This is a genomic window from Nonomuraea sp. B208 (assembly GCF_057536035.1).
The window spans coordinates 1-24,057 of the sequence record NZ_BAAJOU010000010.1 but is presented as its reverse complement, the minus strand read 5'-3'; the positions used below and the strand labels follow the sequence as shown (position 1 = coordinate 24,057).

The following is a 24,057-nucleotide window of genomic DNA, read 5'->3' as shown; positions in this document are numbered from 1 at the left end:
GACGTAAAAAGTTGGGCCTTGTAGGGATCGCTCCAACGGTCTGAGATGGCGGTCGAATCCGTCTCGCAAGGGGGGCAACAAGCGTGACTCGATTAACGACCCTCGCCTCGGCCGTCGTGCTCGGCGTGGCCACGGCCGTCGTGGCCCTGCCGGCCCAGGTCTCCGCGGCGCCGCTCCCGCCCTCGGACCGCATCGAGCTCTACGAGCTCGACAGCGCGCCCGGCACCGGGCAGACGCTCAGGGAGAAGGGCTTCGACGTCGTCCAGCAGCAGGTCGAGGGGGGCAAGGAGCACGTCGAGCTGACCGCCGCCGCGGCCGGGCTCGCGGGGCTCAGGAAGCTCGGCTACAAACCCGAACCGGTACGCAACCCACAGGGCCAGACCCAGCTCGAAGCCGCCAAGTCACAGGCGTCCGGCGGCTACACCGTCTGGCGCTCCTACTCCGAGCCCGGCGGCATCGCCGACCAGCTCAAGGCGCTGGCGGGCGCCAACAAGGACGTGGTCAAGCTCCAGTCCATCGGCAAGACCCTGCGGGGCCAGGACATCCTCGCCGCCAAGGTGAGCACCGGGGCCAGGCTGCTGCCCGACGGCCTCAAGCCGGCCGCGCTCTACTCCGCCACCCAGCACGCCCGCGAGTGGATCGCCACCGAGGTGGACATGCGGCTGCTGAAGTACGTCCTCGCCAACAAGGGCCGGCTGCGCGACCTGCTCAACAGGACCGAGCTGTGGTTCGTCCCGGTCGCCAACCCCGACGGCTACGACTTCACCTTCACCGAGGGCAACCGCCTGTGGCGCAAGAACCTGCGCGACGTGAACGGCGACGGCCAGATCACCGTGGGCGACGGCGTGGACCCCAACCGCAACTACCCCACGAACTTCCACTACGACGAGGAGGGCTCCTCCAGCATCCCGAGCAGCGAGACCTACCGCGGCTCCGGCCCGGCCAGCGAGCCGGAGACCCGGGCGCTGGACGGGCTGCTCAAGCGCGTCGGGTTCGAGATGCAGCTCAACTACCACTCCTTCGGGCCGCTGCTGCTCTACCCCGCCGGCTTCCAGATCGCCACGCCCACGGCCGACAACCCGATCTACGAGGCGATCACGGGTGACGACGAGCACCCGGCCGTCCCCGGCTTCGACCCCGACCTCGGCGCCGAGCTCTACACCACCAACGGCGAGACCACCGACCACGCGCACTACACGTACGGCACGCTGTCCTGGACGCCGGAGCTCGACGAGGGCTGTGACGGCTGCGGCTTCGTCTTCCCCGACGACGAGGCCCTGGCGCAGGCGGAGTTCGAGAAGAACCTGCCGTTCGCGCTCGACGTGGCGAACTCGGCGGTCAACCCGGTCGAGCCGGTCAACCACCTGGGCAACACCACCCCCGACTTCGTGCTCGACCCGTTCCAGGTCAGCCACGGCAAGGACCAGGTCGTGCAGGTCAACGCCAAGCGCAAGCTCGGCCCGGTGCTGCTCAACTGGCAGGTCAACGGCGGGCGTACGAAGACCGCGCTCACCGGCGAGTGGAAGGGCGGCGAGCGCTACGGCAAGGGCTACAACCGCTACTACCACTGGATGCGCGGCAAGATCACCGGGACCAGGCCGGGTGACCGGGTGAAGGTCTGGTTCACCGCGATCGGCAAGAAGAGCGCGGACTTCACCTACACCGTCGCCTCCGACATCGGCGGCAAGGTGCTCGTGCTCGCCACCGAGGACGTCACCGGCCTCAGCCCCGCCCAGGGCGCCACCGAGGCCAAGTACGCCGCCGCCTACACCGCCGCGCTCACGGCCGCCGGATACACCTCCGACGTCTACGACATGGACAAGATGGGCCGGGTGCCGCCGCATCCGCTCGGCGTGCTCAGCCACTACAAGGCGGTGGTCTGGGAGACCGGCGACGACGTCATCCCGAGGTCGCAGGGCCAGGTCCCCGGCACCACGTCCAAGGGCGGGGTGCAGACCGAGCTGGCCGTGCGCGACTACCTCAACGAGGGCGGCAAGCTGCTGCACGCCGGCAAGTACCCGTCGTACGCGGCCAACAACAACGGCGCGTACTACTACGAGCCGGACGCCGGCCAGCCCGAGTGCACGGTGCCCGACGACCCGCCGTGCATCCCCGTCTTCAACGACTTCCAGCAGTACTACCTCGGCGCCTACGTCTTCTTCGACGACGCGGGCACCGACCACGACACCGGTCAGCCGTTCCCGCTGCGGGGCCAGGGCGGCGCGTTCGAGGGCTTCCAGGCGACCCTGGAGCCGAGTCACACCAACTCGTTCGTGGCCGCCTCGGCCATCCTGCCGGCCGCGCAGTTCCCGCTGTTCGCCAGCTCCGCCCAGGTCAAGTGGGTACGCCCCGGCGGCCCGTTCGACCCGCACACCGGCTCCTGGGACGTCTACAGCGGCATCGCCGACGTGGCGTGGAAGCGCCTGACGACGACCGTTGACCTCACCGGGAGGAGCAGCGGCGAGCTGACGTTCTGGACGTCGTACGACACCGAGGCCGACTGGGACTTCCTGACCGTGGAGGCGAGGACGGCGGGCGGCGACGACTGGACCACGCTGCCCGACGCCAACGGGCACACCAGCCAGAGCACCGGCGAGAGCTGCCAGACCGCCAACAGCGGCGGCTGGCGCGTGATCCACCCGTTCACGCAGCGCTACCAGGGCCCGGCCTGTGAGCCGACCGGCTCCTCCGGCGCCTGGCACGCGGCCTCGGGCAACTCGGCCGGCTGGCAGCAGTGGCGGATCGACCTGACCCCGTACGCGGGCAAGCGGGTCGAGCTGTCCATCTCCTACATCAGCGACTGGGCCACCCAGGGCGCGGGCGTCTTCCTGGACGACGCCAAGGTGACGCTGGACGGCGCGACGGCCGCGGAGACCTCGTTCGAGAGCGATCTCGGCGGCTGGGCCGTCGGTGCGCCGCCCGCCGGCACCTCCGTCTCCATCAACAACTGGTTCCGTACGGACCAGGTCTTCGAGGAGGGCGGCGGCATCGTCACCAAGGACACCGTCTACCTCGGGTTCGGCGTCGAGAGCGTGACCGACCAGGCGGCGCGTACGGACCTCGTCAAGCGGTCCATGCGGCACCTGCTCGGCGACCGGCGCTAGCGGACGCGACGCGGAGGGGCGCGGCGCGGGTCGCGCCCCTCTTGCGTGCGCGAGCAGAACATGATTCGGTCGCCTTTGAGGCATACACCCATCCCGTCCAGCAGGAGGCTCTCGACATGCGCCAGCACGACACGCTTTTCATCGGGGGCGAATGGGTGGCCCCCGCGGGCACCGGCACCATCGACGTCATCTCGCCCCACACCGAGGAGGTCGTCGGCCGGGTGCCCGACAGCACCGCCGCGGACGTGGACCGCGCCGTCGCCGCCGCCCGCGAGGCGTTCGACCACGGGCCCTGGCCGCGCATGACGTTCGCCGAGCGGGCCGAGGTCATCGCCAGGCTCGCGGCGATCTACAACGAGCGGCAGAGCGAGATGGCCCAGCTCATCACCGAGGAGATGGGCTCGCCGATCACCTTCTCCAACCTCGCGCAGGCGCCGCAGCCGCTGGAGATGCTCAACTTCTACGCCGAGCTCGGCCGGACGTTCGAGCAGGAGGAGCAGCGGCCCGGCCTGTTCGGGCCGGTCACCGTGCGCCGCGAGCCCGTCGGCGTCGTGGCCGCCGTCGTGCCGTGGAACGTCCCGCAGTTCGTCACCATGACCAAGCTCGCGCCCGCCCTGCTGGCCGGCTGCACGGTCGTGCTCAAGCCCGCGCCCGAGACGCCGCTGGACGCGTACCTGCTGGCCGAGTGGGTCGTCGAGGCCGGCATCCCGGCCGGCGTGCTCAACATCGTGCCCGCCGGGCGCGAGGTCGGCGAGCACCTGGTCTCGCACCCCGGCGTGGACAAGGTCGCCTTCACCGGCTCCACCGCCGCCGGCCGCCGCATCGCCTCCATCTGCGGCGAGCAGCTCAAGCGGGTCAGCCTGGAGCTCGGCGGCAAGTCCGCGGCCATCATCCTGGACGACGCCGACCTCGCCTCCAGCATGGGCTTCCTGTCCATGGCCTCGCTCATGAACAACGGCCAGGCGTGCGTGGCGCAGACCCGCATCCTCGCCTCGCGCAACCGCTACGACGAGGTCGTGGACGCCGTCGCCGGCATGGTCGCCTCCCAGCAGGTCGGCGACCCGGCCGACCCCACGACCGGCATCGGCCCGCTGGTCGCCAAGCGGCAGCAGGAGCGGGTCGAGGGCTACATCAGGATCGGCATGGACGAGGGCGCCAAGGTCGTGCTCGGCGGCCTCGACCGGCCCCAGGACCGCGGCTGGTACGTCGCCCCGACCGTCTTCTCCGGCGTCACCAACGACATGCGCATCGCCCGCGAGGAGATCTTCGGCCCGGTCCTGGCGGTGATCCCGTACGAGGACGAGGCCGACGCCGTCCGCATCGCCAACGACAGCGACTACGGCCTGGCCGGCACGGTGTGGACCGCCGACACCGAGCACGGCATGGACATCGCCCGCCAGGTCCGCACCGGCACCTACGGCGTCAACTGCTACATGCTCGGCGCGAACACGCCCTTCGGCGGGTTCAAGGCCAGCGGCATCGGCCGGGAGCTCGGCCCCGAGGGCCTGTCCGGCTACCTGGAGTACAAGAGCATCGCCCGCCTGGGCTGAGCCCGCGCGTGAGAAGCGGCCCCGCACCCGTCGAGTGCGGGGCCGTTCCCGTGCCGAAGGCCACCCAGCGCGCCCCCGCGACGCTGGGCAACCGCCTGACTACTGAAGTATGTCCCATGTCCGGCCCGTGGCCGGATTTCATCCCCAGGGACTTTCTCCCGGCGGTTTCCTTCCATACGCCTCAGTACGACGTGTATTACTCAGGAAAAGTTCGAGGAGATCCATTTGCCGATCCGGCGGACGAGATCGGGGGTCGCCGCGGCCTCCGCGTGCCCGTAGCCCGGCTCGATCCAGAGCTCCTTCGGCTCGCGCGCCCCGGCGTAGATCTGGTGCGCGTGCTCCAGGGGGAAGAACGTGTCGGCGTCCCCGTGGACGACCAGCAGCGGCACCGGCGCGATGAGCGCGGCGGCCTCGTACGGCGGCAGCGGGACCGGGTCCCACGGGCCGCGGCGGATCCTGGTCCGCTTGACCAGCCGCGCCGCGAACCGGCCCACCGGCTGCTCGATCGCCCAGTGGACCTGGCGCATCGGCTTGGTGCCCCGGTAGTACCAGCGGGCGGGGCCGCTCACCGCCACCACCGCGTCCACGCCCTTGAGCAGCCCGGCGTGGCGCACGGCCACCGCCGCGCCCATCGAGAAGCCGACCACCGCCACCTTCTCGTAGCCGATCGTCCGCGCGTGCCGGACGGCCGCCTCGACGTCCAGGATCTCCGCGTCGCCCACCGTGGTCTCGCCGCCGGAGCGCCCGTGGCCGCGGAAGTCGAAGGCGAGCACGCCGCCGTAGCCGCTCAGCACGTGCACGATGCGGCGCGCGCTGCGCTCCCGCCACGAGCCCGTGAAGCCGTGCGCCACCACGATCCCGACCCCGTTCCCAGGCGCGCCGCCGTTGTGGCGGTGCGGGGTGTGGGCGGCGTCGATGCGGACGCCGTCCTCGGTCCTGAGCATGACGGGGAAACTGGGCGCGAAAGGCATGGATGCGAGCTTAGGCGCGGCCCGCACCCTGCCCGTGACCGGCGTCCCCCTCCCCCGCCGTGTCGTCCCTGCGGGGGACGCCCAGGTCCGCCACGCCCAGCACGATCCGCACCCACGACTCCTCGGCGGCCCTGATGGCGTGCGGCACGTCGGAGATCAGCACGCGGGCGCGGCTGGCGCGTACGCGGTCCCTCAGCGTGGCGGCGGGAAGGTCGGCGGGCATCGGGTAGGCCACCCCGCCCGCGGCGATCACCGCGTCGGTCGCCACCAGCAGGTCGGGCCCGACGGGCAGGCAGATGAGCACGGTGTCGCCCGTCCGCACGCCACGGCGGCGGAGCTGGACGATCGCGACGGCCGACCGCTCGTCGAGCTGCTCCTCGGTGAACTTCACTCCGGTGTCCGCGTCCACGATCACGTAGCGCTCATCCATGCCGACCACCGTAGGGAGGGCGTCTCGTGCGTACATGGGGCGGAATATGCAGATCCCTATGCAGAAGGACCTGACGCCTGCTCGGCCGCCCACACCGCGATCTGGGCGCGGGAGGTATAGCCAAGTTTCTCCATGATGTTGGCGATATGCCGGGCCACCGTGGCGGGGCTGATGACCAGCTCCCCGGCGATCGCGCGGTTGGACAGGCCACGGGTGAGCAGGCCGGCGATCTCCTGCTCGCGGGCGGTGAGCAGCGGGCGGCGTACCGGCTCGACCGGCTCGACCGGCACCGGCGGCTCCCGGCGCGGCCGCCGCTCGCCCTCCAGGACGCGGCGGGCGGCGTCGTCGGGGCCCATGACCCGGCCGCGCGACCACAGAGCGGCCGTACGGCCCTCGCCGAGCCGGGCGCGCGCCCGGCCGAGCAGCTCCTCGATGCGGAGCGTGGCGTGCTGCTGGCCGATGGACTCGCGCAGCGCCGCGGCCGCGGCGGCGGCCGGCAGCGCGCCCTCCAGGTCGCCCTCGCACTCCGCCAGCACCGACAGCCCCATCAGGCAGCGGGCCACGCCCTGGCGCTGGCCGGTCTCCCTGCTCAGCGCGAGGCTCGCGGCCAGCCGCGCCCGCGCGACGGCGAACTCGCCCAGCATCGCCGCCACCCGCCCGCCGTGGGCCAGGCAGCGGGCCAGGTCGGCGTCGGTGCCCACCTCGCGCAGCCAGGGGACGGCCATCTCGTACCTGGCCTTGGCCGTCACCAGATCGCCGCGCGCCTCGGCCACCGCGCCGAGCTGGGCGGCGCAGCGAGCCATGATCCACCGGTGGCCGTGCTCGCGGGCGCGGGCCAGCGCCTCCTCGCCGTGCCGCTGCGCCTCCCGCAGCCGGCCGCGGGTCAGCGCCACCGCCGACAGCCCGGCGAGGCCCGCCGCCTGGTTCCACGGATCGCCCGTACGGGTGGCCGCGGCCAGCCCCTCCTCCGCGTGGCGTACGGCCTCGTCGGCGCGGCCCATGCGGAGCAGCACCACGACGACGAGGCTGTGCATGACGCAGCGCGGGAACACGTTGTCCGGCGCGAGGCCCGCCAGGCTCTCCTCGGCCGCCTCCAGCGACCTGCTCAGCTCGTCACGCGCCTCCAGACCGTAGGCCAGGTATGCCTTCGCGTGGGCGACCTGCTCCGGGGACACCGCCGACACGTCCAGCGACAGCAGCCGCTCGATCCAGCCGACGATCTCCGCGGGGTTGCCGCCCAGCGGCAGCAGGGCCGTGCTGACGGTGCACAGCCGCAGGCCCGGCGCCACGTCGCCGGACTCGACGGCCCAGTCGAGCGCCGCCCGCTGGTCGTCCAGCAGGCTCCGGCTCGCGGTCAGCGCCCGCAGCCGCTCCGGCCAGGGCACGCCGGGGTCCATCATCTCGGTGGCGAACAGACGTTCCTGCAGCTCGCACATCACGCCGAGGTGCCGCTCGCGCAGCAGCTCGTGCTCGCCCGCCTGCCGCAGCCGCTCCAGCGCGTAACGCTTGATGGTCTCCAGCAGCCGGTAGCGGGTGCGGTTCTCGTCGCACAGCACGAGCGACTTGTCGACCAGGCCGCCGAGCAGATCGACGATCTCCGCCTCGGCGACGGGCCGCACCGCGCACACCCGCTCGGCCAGCCCGAGATCGAACCCGCCCGCGAACACCGCCAGCCGCCGCAGCACCACCTGCTCCTTGTACGACAGCAGGTCGTAACTCCACTCGACGGCCGCGAGCAGCGTGCGCTGCCGCGCGGGGGCCGTCCGCCCACCCGTGGTGAGCAGCGAGAAACGGTCGTCGATGCGGTCGGCGATCTGACCGGGACTGAGCAGACTCGTACGCGCCGCGGCCAGCTCCAGGGCCAGCGGAAGCCCGTCCAACGCCCGGCACAGGCGTACGGCGTCGGCAATGCTCTCCGGCCCCAGCCGCGTCCCCACGGCCGCCGCCCGATCAAGAAACAACTGCACCGACTCCACCTCCACCACCCCACCCCACCTCCTCCACCCCCCATCACCCCCCTCCTCCTCAACCCCATCCCTCCGCCCCATCACCTCAGCGGCCGCGCCTTCGCCGGCGTCAGCGCCCACCCCACCGCGCGCCGTGCTCCCGCCGTCTTTCGCTTCGCGCGCCGCACCACCACCGGCGCCCAGCACCTCGCCGCCGAGGTTGCCCGCCCTGCTCCGCGTCCCACCGCCCACGTCCTGTTCCGCGCCGCTCGCGGCCTCCCCACCACGAGCCGCCGCACCCGGCCCCCCGCCGGCCGGCCCTCCCCTTCCTAAGCTCCCGCCGTCGCCGGCAGCGGCCCCGGCTGCCTCAGGGGGCGCCTTGCCCGGTGGTGCCTGGCCGCGGTCGCCCGCACCGGCGGAGCCGGGTTCCCGCTCGGGAAGGGGCCATGCAGGGGGCGGGGCGGCGGGGCCGTACTGGCAGGCGAGGGCGGCGGCAGAACCCGGGACGAGGTGAGGATGGGGGTCCGGGTCAGGATCCAGGGCGAGGTCCGGGCCGGCTTCCGGGTCAGCGTCCAGGTCGAGGTCCGGGTCGGGAAGGTCGAGTGGGGGGACGCGCCAGATCAGCTCGCTGGCGATGCGCAGCGGCTCCCGGCTGGTGGCGAGCACGCTCAGGCGCGGGCAGGCGGCCACCAGCCCCGCCGTCACCTCGGCGCAGGCGTCCACCAGGTGCTCGCAGTTGTCGAGCAGCAGCAGGCACCGCAGGTCGCGCAGCCGGGCCGTCACGGTGTCGAGCAGCGGCCGCCCGGTCTCGGCCCGCACACCCAGCACGCGGGCGATCTCGGGGACGACCAGCTCACCCCGCCCGAGCCGGGCCAGCTCGACCAGCCAGACGCCGTCCGGGTACGCGCCCGTCAACCCCGCCGCGACCCGCAGCGCCAGCCGCGTCTTGCCGATGCCGCCCACCCCGCACAGGGTGACGACCCGCGTCCGCCCGAACAGCCCGCGCAGGTCGTCGAGGTCACGCTCACGCCCGACGAACCGGTTGGGCTCTGCCGGAAGGTTGTGCCTGGGGGGCTCTGGCATGCGGTCACCCTGTGTCGCGGAAGGATCACACTCTCCCACAGCAGTGTCGCACTTTCACAGGCCGAGTGAGCTCACGATCGCGCGTTCGTCCACGACCCGCAGCAGCGGATCGCCGAGCAGCCGCCTGGCCATGTCGTACGGCGCCACGACCACCGTCGCCCGCCGTTCCTCGGCGAGCACGCGGCACCCGACGAAGCTGGGGTCGTGGGCGACCACGACGTGGGCCCCCGCCATCATGGCCAGATCGATGACCCGCAGGCCGCGGAAGGGCTCGCTGACCGCGCTGACGACGACGTCGTCCTTGTCGATGACGAGCCGGGTGGCCAGCCGCCGCAGGTCGCCCGCGAGCTGCAGGTGGTCGAGCACCCGCCCCCCGTCGAACGCGACGGCCGGCCCCGCCAGCGGCCCGAACTCGACGGCCCCTGCGGTCAGCAGGTCGCCGAACGGCCGGGCGCCCGGCGCGCGCTGGAAGGAGAAGACCTGCTCGACCTGTACGGCGGACGGGTCGTGGAAGCCCTGGGTGATCATCATGCGGGCCTTGCCGGCGTTGCCGAGCACGGTGACGCCGCCGGCCCAGGCCACGGCGTGGACGGCGACCGGCAGCGTGGCCCCGAGCGGCACGTCGACGAGCACGTGGTCGCCGGTCCGCAGGCCGTGGTGACGCAGCCCGGCCGCGGCCCGCGTCACCCGCCGCACGAACCCCGCGTACGACAGCACCTCGCCGGTCCTGACGTCGCTCACCGCCGGATCGTCGCCCTTGATCGGCGCCGACGCCGTCACCAGCTCTGTCCACGTCATGCCCGCCAATTTAGGGAGCGGGCCCGCGCTTGCCATGCGTACAAATGTGCAGCCGGGTATGTAGGTCCGTCCCCGGAGGGACGGGCGACCGAACCTGCCCACAGAAGGGAATCAACTAGAATTGGTGGGTCGCGAGTTCGCGCGGCCGCCCCCACGACAAAGAGCGAGAAGTCATCATGCCTCTGAACAGCCGCGACGACCTGCGGAACATCGCGATCATCGCGCACGTCGACCACGGCAAGACCACACTGGTCGACGCGATGCTCTGGCAGTCCGGGGCCTTCCGCGCCAACCAGGACGTCGACGACCGCGTCATGGACTCCAACGACCTTGAGCGCGAGAAGGGCATCACCATTCTCGCGAAGAACACGGCCGTGCAGCACGGCGGCATGACCATCAACATCATCGACACCCCCGGCCACGCCGACTTCGGCGGCGAGGTCGAGCGCGGCCTGTCGATGGTGGACGGCGTGGTGCTGCTGGTCGACGCCTCCGAGGGGCCGCTGCCGCAGACCCGCTTCGTGCTGCGCAAGGCGCTGGGCGCGAAGATGCCGGTCATCCTCTGCATCAACAAGGTCGACCGTCCCGACGCCCGCATCAGGGAGGTCGTGGACGAGGTCTACGAGCTGTTCATGGACCTCGACGCCACCGAGGAGCAGATCGACTTCCCGATCGTCTACGCCTCGGCGAAGGCCGGCCGGGCCTCCATGAACCGTCCCGACGACGGCGGCATGCCCGACTCCGAGGACCTGGAGCCGTTGTTCGACATCATCAAGTCGACGATCCCGGCGCCCACCTACGACCCGAGCGCCCCGCTGCAGGCCCACGTCACCAACCTCGACGCCTCCTCCTACCTCGGCCGTATCGCGCTCTGCCGCGTCCACCAGGGCCAGATCCGCAAGGGCCAGCAGGTGGCCTGGTGCCGCACCGACGGCTCGATCCAGCGCGTCAAGATCACCGAGCTGATGATGACGGAGGCGCTGGAGCGCAAGCCGGCCGAGGAGGCGGGCCCCGGCGACATCATCGCCATCGCCGGCATCCCCGACATCATGATCGGTGAGACGCTGGCCGACCCCGAGGACCCGCGCCCGCTGCCGCTGATCACGGTCGACGAGCCGGCCATCTCGATGACGATCGGCACCAACACCTCGCCGCTGGTCGGCAAGGCCAAGGGCACGAAGGTCACCGCCCGCATGGTGAAGGACCGCCTGGAGAAGGAGCTCGTCGGCAACGTGTCGCTGCGCGTGCTGCCGACCGACCGGCCCGACGCCTGGGAGGTGCAGGGCCGCGGCGAGCTGGCGCTGGCCATCCTGGTCGAGCAGATGCGCCGCGAGGGCTACGAGCTGACCGTCGGCAAGCCGCAGGTGGTCACCAAGGAGATCGACGGCAAGGTGCACGAGCCGGTCGAGCGGCTGACGGTCGACTGCCCCGAGGAATACCTCGGCGCGATCACCCAGCTCCTGGCGGTGCGCAAGGGCCGCATGGAGCACATGACCAACCACGGCACCGGCTGGATCCGGATGGAGTTCGTGGTGCCGGCGCGTGGCCTGATCGGCTTCCGCACCGAGTTCCTCACCGAGACCCGCGGCACCGGCCTGGTGCACCACGTGTTCGACTCGTACGAGCCGTGGTTCGGCGAGCTGCGCACCCGCGCGAGCGGTTCGCTGGTGGCCGACCGCTCCGGCCCGGTGACGGCGTTCGCGATGCTCAACCTGCAGGAGCGCGGCGCGCTGTTCGTCTCCCCCGGCACCGACGTCTACGAAGGCATGATCGTCGGGGAGAACTCCCGCTCCGACGACATGGACGTCAACATCACCAAGGAGAAGAAGCTCACCAACATGCGCTCCTCCACCTCGGAGGAGACCGAGAAGGTGATCCCGCCGCGCGTGCTGTCGCTGGAGCAGGCTCTCGAGTTCATCCGCGAGGACGAGTGCGTGGAGATCACCCCCGACGCGGTGCGCATCCGCAAGGTCGTGCTCGACGCCTCCTCCCGCGCCCGCGCCGCGGCCCGCGCCAAGCGCGCCTGACACCCGCGCACAGCGAGCCTGAGCCGCACGTCAGCGGGCCTGTCGCCCGCGCGCAGGGCTGAGTGCCCGCACAACGGGCCTGACGCTCACCGGCGGGGCAGTTCGCTGCCCCGCACGTGGGCGCAGAGCCAGTCGACCAGCGGCGCGAAGTCGCGCCACGCCGCCGCCACCCGCTCCCGCGCCTCGACCGTGGACACCCAGGGCTCGGGGTCGAAGCGGATGCCCGCGTACAGCGACTTGTGGCGTAGCAGCCCGATGCGCGGATGGTCGTCGTCGAACCCACGCGGCCGGGTCTTCAGCCGCGCGCCCTCCACGGCGTAGCCGGCCGCGGTGAGGGCGTCGGCGAGGGCCGCGAGCGGCTTCCCCGACAGGTCCTCGTCCACGGCCGCCCGGTAGCGGGCGACCTGGTCGGACGCCTGCGTGTAGCAGCCGCCGGCGACGTACAGGCCCGCCGCGCTGATCTCCACGTAGAGCCCGATGCCGGGCAGGCGTTCGACGAACGCCCCCTGATGCGTCTTGTACGGCGACTTGTCCTTGGCGAACCGCACGTCCCGGTGCGGCCGGAACAGGTGGGCCGGCCCGAACTCGGCGGCCAGTTCGTCGGTGAGCGCGAGCATGGGCGCCCGCACGGCCTCCTCGTAACCGCGTCTGTGCTCGGCGAAGTAGGTCTTGGAGTTGTCGGCCTCAAGTCCCTCGTAGAACAGGAACGCCTCGTCGGGAAAACCGGTGAAACCCATGCCGCCAGAGTGCCACGCCGCACCGACAGGGCGGCAATCCGATCACCGGCGCTCGGTGTACTCCCTGCCGGGCACGGGCGGCCGCCCGTACAGCTCGGAGACCGTGACGAAGGTGAACCCCCTGCGGGCGAGCGTGTCCAGCAGGTGGGGCACGGCCCGGACGGTCGTGGGGTGGATGTCGTGCATGAGGACGATCGAGCCGGCCTTGGCCCGCCCCGCCCGCCGGGCCACGATCTCGGAGACGCGGTCGCGCCAGTCGAGGGTGTCGAGGTTCCACAGGATCTGCGCCAGGCCCTCGCGGCGGGCCTCCCTGGCCACGTGCGCGTCGGTGGCCCCGTACGGCGGCCGCATGAGCCGCATCCGCACCCCGGTGAGCCGCCGCACCAGCTCCCCGGTACGCCGCAGCTCGCGCCGTACCCCGTCGTCGGACAGCCCGGTCAGCGCCGGATGGCTCCAGGAGTGGTTGCCGATCTCGTGGCCCTCGCGCACGATGCGCCGGGCGAGATGCGGGCCGTGGTCGGCGGCCACCATCTGGCCGAGCACGAAGAAGGTGGCCAGGACGCCGCGCCGCCTGAGCATGTCCAGCAGCCGGCCGGTGTGCTCGCCCGGCCCGTCGTCGAAGGTGAGGGCCACGCACTTGATCCGCCCGCAGTCGTACGAGCGGGTGCGCGGCCAGCCGGGCTGGATGGCCGCCAGCCGCTTGGCGAGCCGCTCGGGATCGACGTGGGCCGCCCGCATCGGCACGATCGCGGGCGGCCTGGCCGCGCGCCGGTGCGCCGCCGACTGGGTGACGCAGGCCACCAGGGCGAGCAGGGCCAGCGGCAAGGCCCATACACGCATGATTCCCCCCGAGGCGCCACAGGCGGGGGGCTCACATCATGGATAGTCCCGGGCCGGCGTCCCCCGCAGCTCCCTGGCCAGGTCGTCCCACCAGAGTGGGATATCGGCCTGCAATTCCTGGTAGCGGCGCGCCACGCGTATGGCACATCCGACCGGATCCGTACCCAGATGCCGACGTTTCACCAGTCCTTCCTGCCATCGGTAAAAACCATCTCTATAGCGCACGACCAGTCCGATCCACACGGGGATGGTCTCGTCGTCGCCCAGTTCGTACGCGCTGACGACGCCCCGGCCATGAAGCTCGGCGTGCAGCTTCTCCGTCGCCGCTCGGGCCTCACTCATACGCCACCTCCTACCTGCGGCTCGTCCAGGACACGGGGTAATCATGAAACTCCGGCGGGTGATCCGCAGGTCGTTCGACGTTATTGGTCATGCGTCTCGCGCGGCTCGGCGACGACCATGACGATGCGCAGCTCGGCGGTGCCCTGATTGGCGTAGCGGTGGGGGCGGTCGGCGGTGAACAGCACGGCGTCGTCCTTGCCGACGACGTGGCTCTTGCCGTACACGGTGAGGGTCAGCTCGCCCTCCAGGACGGTCACCATCTCGCGGGTGCCGGGCGGGTGGGCGTCGCCGTCGTGGTGGTCGCCGGGGGCGATGCGCCAGTCCCACAGCTCCAGGATCATCGGCGAGTCGGCGCCGACGAGCAGCCGGGCCTGCACCCCGTCCTGGGTGAAGGTGACCACGTCGGACTTGTCGACGATGCGCACCACGGGCGCGTCGCCGACCTCGACCAGCCGGGCCACGGTCACGCCGAGGGCGGAGGCGATCCTGGTGAGCGTGGACACGCTGGGGTTCGTCCGGCCCTGCTCGACCTGGACGAGCATGCCCCGGCTCACGCCCGACCGGGCGGCGAGCTGGTCCAGCGTGAGCCCCCGGTAGGAGCGCAGGTAGCGGACGTTGCTGGCGATGGCCTGGTTCATGAGCTCGGGGTCTTCCATGCAGTGCAGTGTAGTGATATTCAGGGACAACGCACTGCACTCAATGTGTTGTACTGGATGAGCAACACATTGGACTCCCGGAAGGAGCTGACGGATGACCGCGGTGATCCTCGCGACCGCCTGCGCGGTGGTGTACGGCACCGCCGACTTCTTCGGCGGCCTGGCCACCCGGCGCACCCAGGTCCTCGCGGTCGTGGTGCTCTCGCAGCTCGCCGGCCTGGCGCTGATCCTCGTCCTGCTGCCGGTGCTGCCCGGCACGCCCGGCGGGCCGGCGCTGCTGTGGGGCCTGGCCGCCGGGCTGTCGGGCGCGGCCGGGCTGGCGCTGTTCTACCGGGCGCTCGCCACGGGCGTGATGTCGGTGGTCGCGCCGACCACGGCGGTGACCTCGGCGGCGCTGCCGGTGCTGTTCGGGCTGGCGACCGGCGAGCGGCCGGAGTTCTGGGCGCTGGTGGGCGTGGCGCTGGCGCTCGGCTCGGTGCTGCTGGTCAGCCAGGACCGCTCGGCCGGCGGAGAGAAGAGCCCCTCCGGCGGGCTCGCGACCGCGCTGCTGGCCGGCGCCGGGTTCGGCGGGTTCTTCATCCTGCTCGCCATGGCCCCCTCGGACGCCGGGCTGTGGCCGCTGGTCGGGGCGCGCCTGTCGTCGGTGACGGCGGTGACGCTGGTGGCGCTCGCCACCGGGCGCGCGCTGCGGCCTCGGGCGGGGGCGGGGGCGCTGCGCGTGATCGTGGCGGCGGGCGTCCTGGACATGGTCGCCAACGTCCTCTACCTGCTGGCGCAGCGGCAGGGGCTGCTCAGCCTCGTGGCCGTGCTCGTCTCGCTCTACCCGGCCAGCACGCTGCTGCTGGCGAGGCGGGTGCTCGGGGAGCGGCTGAACGGCATCCAGGTGACGGGCGTGGCATGCGCGCTCGGCGCGGTGGCCCTGATAGCCGTTGCGTAGCCCCGGCGCGCTTGTTACGTTTCGCCCGTGCGGCCCGACCGGGCACGGATCAATGGCGAGGGTCTGAGGCACGTCGGCGTGCCGTACGACTCCGAGGACGCCTATGTCCGGCTCGTGGTGCCGCGCGTGCGGACCGCCCTGACCGAGGGCCGGCGCGTCCTGGTGATCGCCTGCCCCGACAACCTGGACCGGCTGACCGACGCCCTGGGCCGGGACGCCGGGCACGTGGACCGGCGGGTGGCGGCCTCCTGGTACGCGCACCCCTACCGCACCGTGGCCGCCCTGCACGACTACACCCGGGGCCGGCGCACGCTCGTCGTCGGCGAGCCGGCCTGGGAGGGCAGGAGCGAGCGCGAGGTCCGCGAGCTGATCCGCCACGAGTCGGTGCTCAACGCGGCGCTCGCCCCCTACGCGGCGCTGCTGTTCTGCATGTACGACCTGCGCCGGGCTCCCCCGGCCGCGCTGGAGTACCGCGAGGCCAACCATCCGCTGCTGCTCGACGCGGCGGGCGAGACGCCGAGCGCCGGTTTCGTCCCGCCGGGAGAGCTGGTGCTGAGCGGCGACCGCGCGCCGCTGCCCGACCCGGGGCCCGGCGCGGTGACGATCCGCTTCACCGCCCGCGAGCTGAGACGGCTGCGCCACAGCGTCGGCGAGTGGGCGCGGACCGCCGGGATGGCCGACGCACTGGTGACGTCGCTGGTCATCAGCGTCTCGGAGATCGCCGCGAACAGCGTGGAGCACGGCGCCGGGTTCGGCACGATCACGATGTGGAACGACGGCGGTGAGCTGATCTGTGAGATCGCCGACCCCGGCGGGGCTCTGGACGACCCCTTACCCGGCTACATACCACCCGAGCCCGAGTCCCCCAGGGGATACGGGCTCTGGATCAGCAGGCAGCTCTGCGACCTGGTGGAGCTGCGCGCGGAAGGCGGCGTGCTGCGCGTCCGCCTTCATCTGTCCCTGGGCGCGTGAGCGCTCAGGCGGCGCGCGGGCTGGGCACGCGCAGCGCGCCCTCCTCGCGGGCGTAGTCCTCCAGCATGCCGCGGAGCTGGCGGCGGCCCCGGTGCAGGCGGGACATGACGGTGCCGATGGGCGTGCCCATCCGCTCGGCGATCTCCTTGTACGCGAACCCCTCCACGTCGGCCAGGTAGACGGCCACCCGGAAGTCCTCCGGCAGGGAACGGAGCGCGTTCATCACCACGCTGTCGGGCAGCCGGTCGAGCGCCTCGGTCTCGGCCGAGCGCAGACCCGTCGAGCTGTGCGACTCGGCGGCGTGGAGCTGCCAGTCCTCGATCTCCTCGGCCGCGGACAGCTTCGGCGAACGCTGCTTCTTGCGATAGTCGTTGATGAAGTTGTTCGTGAGGATGCGGTGCAGCCACGCCTTGAGGTTGGTGCCCTCACGGAACTGGTGGTAGGACGTGTACGCCTTGGCCACCGTCTCCTGGACGAGGTCCTCCGCGTCGGCGGCGTTCCGGGTCAAGCGCATGGCGGACGCGAAAAGCTGCGACGTCACGGGCACGACATCGCGCTCGAACCAGTCCTGGCGCTGCTCATCGGTCATGGTGATCAAAGTTTCATTCCCCCTTGCGCTGTCCCCCGTCTCGGCAAAGGCCGTCTGCCGACGTTCTCATCATGGCAAGTCCCTGCTAAGGGACGCGTTAGCGAGAGTCCGCCAAGGTCAGAAGGGGTTTCCGTCCATCTGCTCGCGGCGTGCGTCATCACGTCCACGGCCGGACAAGTCTCGTTATCATAACACTACCCACCCAATTCCGCAGTAATAGTGGCCAGCATCACAGGGGATAGCGTAAGAGCATGATTTTCGTAGACCGTCACGACTCGCGTACGCGCCGCTGGGTGGCGGAGGCCATACTCAAGGTGGAGGCCGATGCCAACCGGAGTTGCGACACACACCTTCACGTCTTTCCGCTGCCCTCGCACTGGGGAGTAAACCTCTACTTGAAAGACGAGTCGGTGCACCCTACAGGTTCACTCAAACACCGACTCGCTCGCTCTCTGTTCCTCTACGGTCTGGCCAACGGCTGGATCGGGCCCACGACCACTGTCGTCGAGGCCTCCAGCGGCTCCACGGCGGTCAGCGAGGCCTACTTCGCCAGGCTGCTGGGCCTGCCCTTCATCGCGGTGATGCCCGCCACCACCTCGCCGGAGAAGATCCACCTCATCGAGTTCTACGGCGGCAAATGTCATCTCGTACGCGATCCCGCCACGATCTATGACGAATCTCACCGCCTGGCGGCCGAGACCGGCGGTCATTTCATGGACCAGTTCACCTACGCCGAACGCGCCACCGACTGGCGCGGCAACAACAACATCGCCGAGTCCATCTACTCCCAGATGGCGATGGAGCCGCACCCCGAGCCGGCCTGGATCGTCGTCGGGGCGGGCACCGGCGGCACCTCCTCCACCATCGGCCGCTACATCCGCTACCGCCGCCACCCCACGCGCCTCGCCGTGGTGGACCCCGAGGGCTCGGCCTTCTACCCGAGCTGGACCACCGGCGACGCCACGCTCACCGCGCCCGGCTCGCGGATCGAGGGCATCGGCCGGCCGCGCGTCGAGCCGTCGTTCCAGCCGTCGGTCATCGACCGCATGATCGCGGTGCCCGACGCCCGCTCCATCGCCGCCATGCACTGGACCCGCGAGGTCACGGGGCTCGACGTCGGCGGCTCCACGGGCACCAACCTGGCCGCCTGCGTGCAGCTCGTGGACGAGATGCGCCAGGCGGGCGAGCGCGGCAGCGTCGTCACGCTCGTCTGCGACAGCGGCGACCGCTACAAGGGCACCTACGGCAACCCGGACTGGCTCGCCGCGCAGTCGCTCGACATCGAGCCGCACCTCGCCGAGCTGCGCGCCTGGCTGGACCAGTAGCGCCGCTCAGCGGTCCGCGCCCAGCAGCTCCGCCAGCCGGGCGGCGTTGCGCTGGGAGTTGTCGCCGCAGCAGTTGTTGGTGAGCACGTGCGTCACGGCCGCCCGCTCCGACAGCCCGGCGATGCGCTGCGCCCAGTCGCGCAGCTCGTCCTCGTCGTACAGGTAGCCGAACCGCTCCTCGATGACCTTGCTCGTCCACCGCTCGGAGTGCCCGTGCAGGCGGACGACGGCGAGGTCCGAGGTGGCGGCGAGCACGGGCGGCACGGACGACGGGTGCCCCTGCGGCATGTCCACGCACACGTACGGCAGGTCGTGCGCGGCCAGGAAGTCGAGCGTGTCCTCCCGGTGCGCGTCGTCCATCCAGGCGGCGTTGCGGAACTCGACGCAGATCCGCATCGGCCGGCACCGGTCGCGGCAGCGCAGGAGATAGCGGCGGTTGCTCTCGCCCGGCGGGAACCACGGCGGGAACTGGAACAGTAAAGCGCCCAGCCGCCCCGCCTCGTGCAGCGGCGCGAGCGCGCTCAGGAACCGGTCCCACACCTCCTCCACGATCTCCGGCGGCAGGTCGCGCTGGTAGAGGGTGCGCTTGGGGCTGTCGCCGAGCGCCGCGCGTAAGTCCTTGTGCAGCGCGTCCGGCCGGGTCGGGTGCTGGGTGAGCAGGGAGAACGCCTTGACGTTGAAGGTGAACCCGTCCGGCGTGCGCTCGCGCCACAGCTCGGCGGTGCGCCGCGCGGGCGGGTGGTAGTAGGTGGCGTCCACCTCGACGAGGGGGAAGCGGCTCGCGTAGTGGGCCAGCCTGGCCTCAGGGGTCCTGGCCTCCGGCGGATACCAGCCGGAGGCGAGCAGCGACTTGTCCGTCCACGACGCGGTGCCGACGAGGATCTTGCCCATCGCCGCCACGTACCCCGTGCGGACGCCGACTCACACCTCGGTCAGCGCGCGTCCCACGTCCTCGTCGTCCGGTGCCAGGTCGGCGGCGCGCAGCAGATCCCGGCGCGCCCGCTCGGGCAGGCCCGCCGCCCGCAGCACCACCGACCGGTTGAACAGCAGCTCCGCGCTCTCCTCCACGGCGAGCGCGCGGTCCAGGTCGGCCAGGGCGCCCTCGTGGTCGCCGCGCTCGTGGGCCAGCTCGGCGCGGCCGGCCCACGCTGCCACCAGGCGCGGGTCCAGCTCCAGCGCCCGGTCGTAGGCGGCCCGCGCCTGCTCGGGGTGGCCCTCGGCCTGCTCGACCTGGCCGAGCACGCACAACAGGTGCGGGTCGCGCGGCGCGGCCGCCAGCCCGGCCTGCGCGTCCTTCCTGGCCAGCGCGTACGCCCCGGTCGCCGCGTGGATCCCGGCCCGGTTGACGTAGGCGGGGGCGAAGGCCGGGTCCAGCTCCAGCGTGTGGTCCAGGTCGGCGCGGGCGCCCGCCAGATCGCCCGCCGCGTAACGCAGCTCGGAGCGGTTGTAGTACGCCTCGGGGAAGGGCGGGCTGAGCCGCATGACGGCCTCGTAGTCGGCCAGCGCCTCCGCCGGGCGGCCGAGCCTGTGCAGCAGGTTGCCCCGGTCGAGGTAGTAGTCGGGGTAGCCGGGATCGGCCGCGATCGCCCGCCCGTAGTCGGCCAGCGCCTCCTCATGCCGACCGGCCATGGCGTGGAGCTGGGCGCGGTTGGCGTACAGCACGAGCCGGTGGATCGGGTGCTCGCCGGCGAGGTCGGTCTCGGCCAGGTCGATCGCCCGCTCGACGAGCTCCATGGCGGCCTCCGCGCGGCCCCTGCGCACCTCGACGAGGGCCTTGCCGTTGAGGTCGAAGCCCAGGTGGAAGGCGCGCTCGCGCGGGTCGGGCAGCAGGGAGGTGATGGTGACGGCCTCGTTGACCCAGGCCAGCGCCTCCTCGGGGTCGCGCCGGGCCGGGTCGTGGTGCCGGACGAGGATCATGGCCGTGGCGTAGGCCATCGTGGCGCGGTGCCTCGGGTCGGTGACCCGGCGGCGGGCCTCGTCGTAGAGCGCACGGGCCTCGTCCTCGCGCTCGACGGCCTCCAGCGCGCCGGCGACCCGTTGCAGCAGCCGCTCCCAGCCGCCGGGGTCGTCCTCGTACGCCGTCGCGCGCAGCCTCGCCAGCCCCGACTCCGCCATGGCGTGGTGGAAGCCCTCGTCGCGGTAGCGGTCGAAGTCCTCGGGCAGCGGCCCCGCCGACGGCGCGGACGGGCCCTCCTCGATCCGCAGCAACGCGGGGTCGAGCCGGCGGCGCAGCACCGCGACCAGCTCGGCGTCGGTGGGGTCGGCCTCGGCCAGGTTCGTGACGGTGACCGCGAGCGGGCCCGTCCTCGCCAGGTGGTCACGGACGAACTCGGCGAGCCCGTTGGCCAGCCGGAGCGTACGCCGCGCCCCGGGGACCAGCACCCGCTGGGACCGGGGCAGCGCGTCGGCCAGCGAGCGCCTGCGGGCCGGCACGAGGGGCCGCAGGGCGGGCGCCGCCGCCCTGATCTCGATGTCGTACGCGGCGGGCAGCCCGGACCCGCTCTCCAGCGCCTCGGGGACGAGGCGGCCGAGGAGCGCGGCGGCGAAGGTGTAGGGGCCTGCGACGCGGCGGTCCGCGTCGATGACGATCGTGTTCACGCGACCTCTTCCGGTGCGGCCGGCGCCTCTGTGCGGGGAGGCGCCGGCGCGGTCGGCTCAGGACATGTGCCTCGGCGCGGCCGCGGCCGTGACCTTCATGGTTCCTGGCCGGTGAACGACGATCTTCTTCATGGTGGCGCCCTTTCACGTGCTCATGACCAGAGGATCATTGATGACCGGTACATGTCAGCACACGCAAAACTCACCCATCAAGGCATCTTCTGGTAAGGGCCCTTACATGACCTGATAGGTCCTGACCGTAATCGATCACTCACCCAGAATCGCGTCCACGAAGACCTCCGCGTCGAACGGCGCCAGGTCGTCGGGGCCCTCGCCGAGCCCGACGAGCTTGACCGGGACGCCCAGCTCCCGCTGCACCGAGATCACGATGCCGCCCTTGGCGGTGCCGTCGAGCTTGGTCAGCGCGATGCCGGTGATGTTGACGACCTCGGCGAACACCTGGGCCTGGCGCATGCCGTTCTGCCCGGTGGTCGCGTCGAGGACGAGCAGCACCTCGTCGACCGTGGCCTTCTTCTCGATGACCCGCTTGACCTTGCCCAGCTCGTCCATCAGGCCGGTCTTGGTGTGCAGGCGGCCGGCCGTGTCGACGATGACCGTGTCGACGTGCTCCTCCATGCCCTTGGCGACCGCGTCGAAGGCCACCGAGGCCGGGTCGGCGCCCTCGGGGCCGCGCACGGTGTCGGCGCCCACGCGCTCGCCCCACGTCTGGAGCTGGTCGGCCGCGGCGGCGCGGAAGGTGTCGGCGGCGCCGAGCATGACCTTCTTGCCGTCGCCGACCAGCACCCGCGCGAGCTTGCCCGTGGTGGTGGTCTTGCCGGTGCCGTTGACGCCGACGACGAGCACCACGGCCGGCCGCTCGCCGTGTTTCTGCACGTGCAGGGTGCGGTCGAGATCGGGGTCGATCTGGGCGAGCAGCTGCTCACGCAGCAGCTCCCGCACCTCCGCGGGCGTGCGGGTGCCCAGCACCTTGACGCGAGTGCGCAGCTCCTCGACGATCACCTGCGTCGGCGCGATGCCGACGTCGGCGGTGATGAGACGCTCCTCGATCTCGTCCCACACCTCGTCGTCGAGCCGGTCGCGGGACAGCAGCTCCAGCAGGCCGCGCCCGAGCGCGCTCTGCGAACGGGCCAGCCGCGAGCGCAGCCGCACCATGCGGCCGGCGGACGGCGGCGGCACCTCGATCGCGGGGGCGACGACCATGGGCTCCGCGGGCGGGGCGGGCGGCGGCAGCGTGGTGGTCGCGCCACCCTCGCGCTCCTCGCCCGCCGCGGGCGGCTGCTCCTTCTCCTCCGGGATCGGGAGGGTCTCGGGCGGCTTGACCGGCGGGGCCTTACGGCTCGGCCGCAGCAGCAGGAAGAGACCGCCGGCCGCCAGCAGGGCGACGACGGCCACGATCACGATGACGCCGAGGTAACTCTCCACAACATGTCAGTTTTCCAGATCGACTGTCATGGTCACGCCCAGGGCCACACCGTTCAGGCCGACTCGCGCTCTCTGAGCCGCTGGCTGACGACCTGCGTCACCCCGTCGCCGCGCATCGACACGCCGTAGAGGGCGTCGGCGATCTCCATCGTGCGCTTGTTGTGCGTGATGACGATCAGCTGCGAGCTCTGCCGCAGCTCCTCGAAGAGCGTGAGCAGCCGCTGCGTGTTGGTGTCGTCGAGGGCCGCCTCGACCTCGTCCATCACGTAGAACGGCGACGGCCGCGCCTTGAAGATCGAGATCAGGAACGCCACCGCCGTGAGCGAGCGCTCGCCGCCGGACAGCAGCGACAGCCGCTTGACCTTCTTGCCCGGCGGGCGGGCCTCGACCTCGATGCCGGTGGTCAGCATGTCGTCCGGCTCGGTGAGGACCAGCCGGCCCTCGCCGCCGGGGAAGACGCGGGTGAAGATCTGCTCGAACTCGCGGGCGACGTCCTCGTAGGCGGAGGCGAACATCTGCTCCACCCGGTCGTCGACCTCCTTGACCACGGTCAGCAGGTCGCGCCGGGTCTTCTTCAGGTCCTCCAGCTGCGAGGTCAGGAACGCGTGCCGCTCCTCCAGCGCCGCGAACTCCTCCAGCGCGAGGGGGTTGACCTTGCCGAGCTGGTTCATCTGCCGCTCGGCGGCCCGCGCCCGCTTCTCCTGCTCCTCGCGTACGTAGGGGACGGGCGGGTCGCCGGGCACCGGGGCGTCGGGACCGTACTCGGCGAGCAGCGACTCGACCTCGACGCCGAACCTCCTCCAGCGCCCGCTGCTCCATCTGCTCCAGCCGCAGCCGCTGCTCGGTGCGCGCGACCTCGCTGCCGTGGACGCGGTTGACCAGCTTGTCGAGCTCCTGGCCGAGCTCGCGCACCCGCAGGCGCACCTGCTTGAGCTCGGCGTCGATCGCGACGCGGGCGAGGTCGGCCTCGTCGCGCTCCCTGGAGGCCAGCGCCACCGACTCGGCGAGGGCCGCCAGCACCCGCTGGGCGCCCTTGCTCACGGCCTCGGCCAGCGCCGCCTGACGCCGCCGCCTGGCCCGCTGTGCCGCGGCCTGGGCGCGCTCCTCGCGCTCGCGGCGGGCGGCCCGCAGCAGGCCGTCGGCGCGGCCCTCGACGCCCTTGACGCGCTCCTCGGCCGTGCGGACCTGGAGGCGGGTGTCCATCTCGCGTTGCCTGGCCGCCTCGCAGGCGGCGGCCAGCTCGTCGCGCAGGTCGGTGGTGGGCTCGGTCTCCAGCTCCTGGGCGTATTCGGCCTCGGCCAGGCGGATCTCCAGCTCGGCCAGCTCCTCCAGGCCCTCGGCGCGGGCCGCCTCGGCCTTGGTCACGCTCGCGGTCAGGCGCTCGGCCTCGGCGCGGGCCGCGCCCTCGGCGGCCTCCAGCTGGGCGAGCCGCCGGGCGGCGGCGGCCGTGCGCTGGTCGGCCTCCCGCTGGCGGCCCCTGACCTGGTCGAGCGCGCCCTGGGCGGCGCTCACGCCGGACTGGGCGGTGGTGACGGCGGTCTGGGCCTCGTTGACCCCGGCCTGGGCGGCCTCCAGCGCGGCCTGCGCGCGCTGCTCCCCGGCGATCGCCTCGTCCAGCGCCGCCGCGGTCTCCTCGGCCCGCGCCTCGGCCTCCTCCAGGTCTCTGACGGCCTCGTCGAACGCGGCGCGGACCTGGAGCACGGACTGCC

18 protein-coding genes and 1 pseudogene are annotated in these 24,057 nt (G+C 72.1%); 6 read left to right on the top strand and 13 right to left on the bottom strand.

Annotated elements, in window-relative coordinates; genetic code table 11:
• Nucleotides 1-83: 83 nt before the first annotated feature.
• Entirely contained in the window at nt 84-3,104 is a 3,021-nt protein-coding gene (locus AC27IY_RS05635) for a M14 family metallopeptidase (RefSeq protein ID WP_487177307.1), read from the top strand.
• Nucleotides 3,105-3,220: 116 nt separating this feature from the next.
• On the top strand, nt 3,221-4,654 hold the full coding sequence (locus AC27IY_RS05630) for an aldehyde dehydrogenase (protein ID WP_344206520.1): 1,434 nt from the start codon (nt 3,221-3,223) through the stop codon (nt 4,652-4,654).
• 200 nt (nt 4,655-4,854) lie between these two features.
• Here AC27IY_RS05630 and AC27IY_RS05625 read toward each other — a convergent pair whose 3' ends face one another.
• From AC27IY_RS05625 to AC27IY_RS05610, 4 genes are read right to left on the bottom strand one after another with little or no spacing between them, the layout of a single operon-like run.
• Nucleotides 4,855-5,625: an alpha/beta hydrolase gene (locus tag AC27IY_RS05625; protein ID WP_344206519.1), complete on the bottom strand. Its 771-nt coding sequence runs from the start codon at nt 5,623-5,625 to the stop codon at nt 4,855-4,857.
• Between the two features lie 10 nt (nt 5,626-5,635).
• Nucleotides 5,636-6,055: an AMP-binding protein gene (locus AC27IY_RS05620; protein ID WP_487177306.1), complete on the bottom strand. Its 420-nt coding sequence runs from the start codon at nt 6,053-6,055 to the stop codon at nt 5,636-5,638.
• Nucleotides 6,056-6,111: 56 nt separating this feature from the next.
• Nucleotides 6,112-9,084, bottom strand: coding sequence for an ATP-binding protein (locus tag AC27IY_RS05615; RefSeq protein WP_487177305.1), 2,973 nt, complete (start codon nt 9,082-9,084; stop codon nt 6,112-6,114).
• Nucleotides 9,085-9,138: 54 nt separating this feature from the next.
• Nucleotides 9,139-9,882, bottom strand: a complete 744-nt coding sequence (locus tag AC27IY_RS05610) for an AMP-binding protein (RefSeq protein ID WP_344206516.1) — start codon at nt 9,880-9,882, stop codon at nt 9,139-9,141.
• 176 nt (nt 9,883-10,058) lie between these two features.
• Between AC27IY_RS05610 and typA the strand changes: the two genes are divergently transcribed.
• Entirely contained in the window at nt 10,059-11,909 is a 1,851-nt protein-coding gene (gene typA, locus AC27IY_RS05605) for a translational GTPase TypA (RefSeq protein ID WP_344206515.1), read from the top strand.
• An 86-nt stretch (nt 11,910-11,995) separates the two neighbouring features.
• Here typA and AC27IY_RS05600 read toward each other — a convergent pair whose 3' ends face one another.
• The 4 genes from AC27IY_RS05600 to AC27IY_RS05585 all read right to left on the bottom strand — a co-directional run bounded on the left by AC27IY_RS05600 (nt 11,996) and on the right by AC27IY_RS05585 (nt 14,484).
• A complete protein-coding gene (locus tag AC27IY_RS05600) occupies nt 11,996-12,646 on the bottom strand; it encodes a DUF2461 domain-containing protein (protein ID WP_487177304.1) in 651 nt (216 codons plus the stop codon).
• Nucleotides 12,647-12,688: 42 nt separating this feature from the next.
• A complete protein-coding gene (locus tag AC27IY_RS05595) occupies nt 12,689-13,486 on the bottom strand; it encodes a polysaccharide deacetylase family protein (RefSeq protein WP_344206513.1) in 798 nt (265 codons plus the stop codon).
• A gap of 36 nt (nt 13,487-13,522) precedes the next feature.
• Nucleotides 13,523-13,828: a hypothetical protein gene (locus AC27IY_RS05590; RefSeq protein ID WP_344206512.1), complete on the bottom strand. Its 306-nt coding sequence runs from the start codon at nt 13,826-13,828 to the stop codon at nt 13,523-13,525.
• A gap of 80 nt (nt 13,829-13,908) precedes the next feature.
• Nucleotides 13,909-14,484 carry a helix-turn-helix domain-containing protein gene (locus tag AC27IY_RS05585; RefSeq protein ID WP_344206511.1) on the bottom strand — a complete coding sequence of 192 codons (576 nt, stop codon included), beginning with the start codon at nt 14,482-14,484 and terminating at the stop codon, nt 13,909-13,911.
• A 94-nt stretch (nt 14,485-14,578) separates the two neighbouring features.
• Here AC27IY_RS05585 and AC27IY_RS05580 point away from each other — a divergent pair, with 94 nt between their 5' ends.
• Together AC27IY_RS05580 and AC27IY_RS05575 are read left to right on the top strand one after the other, a co-directional pair.
• A complete protein-coding gene (locus AC27IY_RS05580; RefSeq protein WP_487177303.1) occupies nt 14,579-15,421 on the top strand; it encodes an EamA family transporter in 843 nt (280 codons plus the stop codon).
• A gap of 27 nt (nt 15,422-15,448) precedes the next feature.
• A complete protein-coding gene (locus tag AC27IY_RS05575) occupies nt 15,449-16,393 on the top strand; it encodes an anti-sigma factor RsbA family regulatory protein (RefSeq protein ID WP_487177302.1) in 945 nt (314 codons plus the stop codon).
• A 4-nt stretch (nt 16,394-16,397) separates the two neighbouring features.
• Here AC27IY_RS05575 and AC27IY_RS05570 read toward each other — a convergent pair whose 3' ends face one another.
• The gene (locus AC27IY_RS05570; protein WP_344206508.1) at nt 16,398-16,982 is read right to left on the bottom strand and encodes a sigma-70 family RNA polymerase sigma factor; all 585 of its coding nucleotides are present in this window, start codon (nt 16,980-16,982) and stop codon (nt 16,398-16,400) included.
• Nucleotides 16,983-17,233: 251 nt separating this feature from the next.
• Here AC27IY_RS05570 and AC27IY_RS05565 point away from each other — a divergent pair, with 251 nt between their 5' ends.
• A complete protein-coding gene (locus tag AC27IY_RS05565; protein WP_344206507.1) occupies nt 17,234-18,307 on the top strand; it encodes a PLP-dependent cysteine synthase family protein in 1,074 nt (357 codons plus the stop codon).
• A gap of 6 nt (nt 18,308-18,313) precedes the next feature.
• Here AC27IY_RS05565 and AC27IY_RS05560 read toward each other — a convergent pair whose 3' ends face one another.
• The 4 genes and pseudogenes from AC27IY_RS05560 to AC27IY_RS05545 all read right to left on the bottom strand — a co-directional run.
• The gene (locus tag AC27IY_RS05560) at nt 18,314-19,198 is read right to left on the bottom strand and encodes a DUF72 domain-containing protein (protein ID WP_487177301.1); all 885 of its coding nucleotides are present in this window, start codon (nt 19,196-19,198) and stop codon (nt 18,314-18,316) included.
• A gap of 30 nt (nt 19,199-19,228) precedes the next feature.
• Nucleotides 19,229-20,905: a tetratricopeptide repeat protein gene (locus AC27IY_RS05555; protein ID WP_487177300.1), complete on the bottom strand. Its 1,677-nt coding sequence runs from the start codon at nt 20,903-20,905 to the stop codon at nt 19,229-19,231.
• A 267-nt stretch (nt 20,906-21,172) separates the two neighbouring features.
• Entirely contained in the window at nt 21,173-22,348 is a 1,176-nt protein-coding gene (ftsY, locus tag AC27IY_RS05550; protein ID WP_344206504.1) for a signal recognition particle-docking protein FtsY, read from the bottom strand.
• 53 nt (nt 22,349-22,401) lie between these two features.
• A pseudogene (locus AC27IY_RS05545) lies at nt 22,402-24,057 on the bottom strand (AAA family ATPase); the annotation flags it as partial.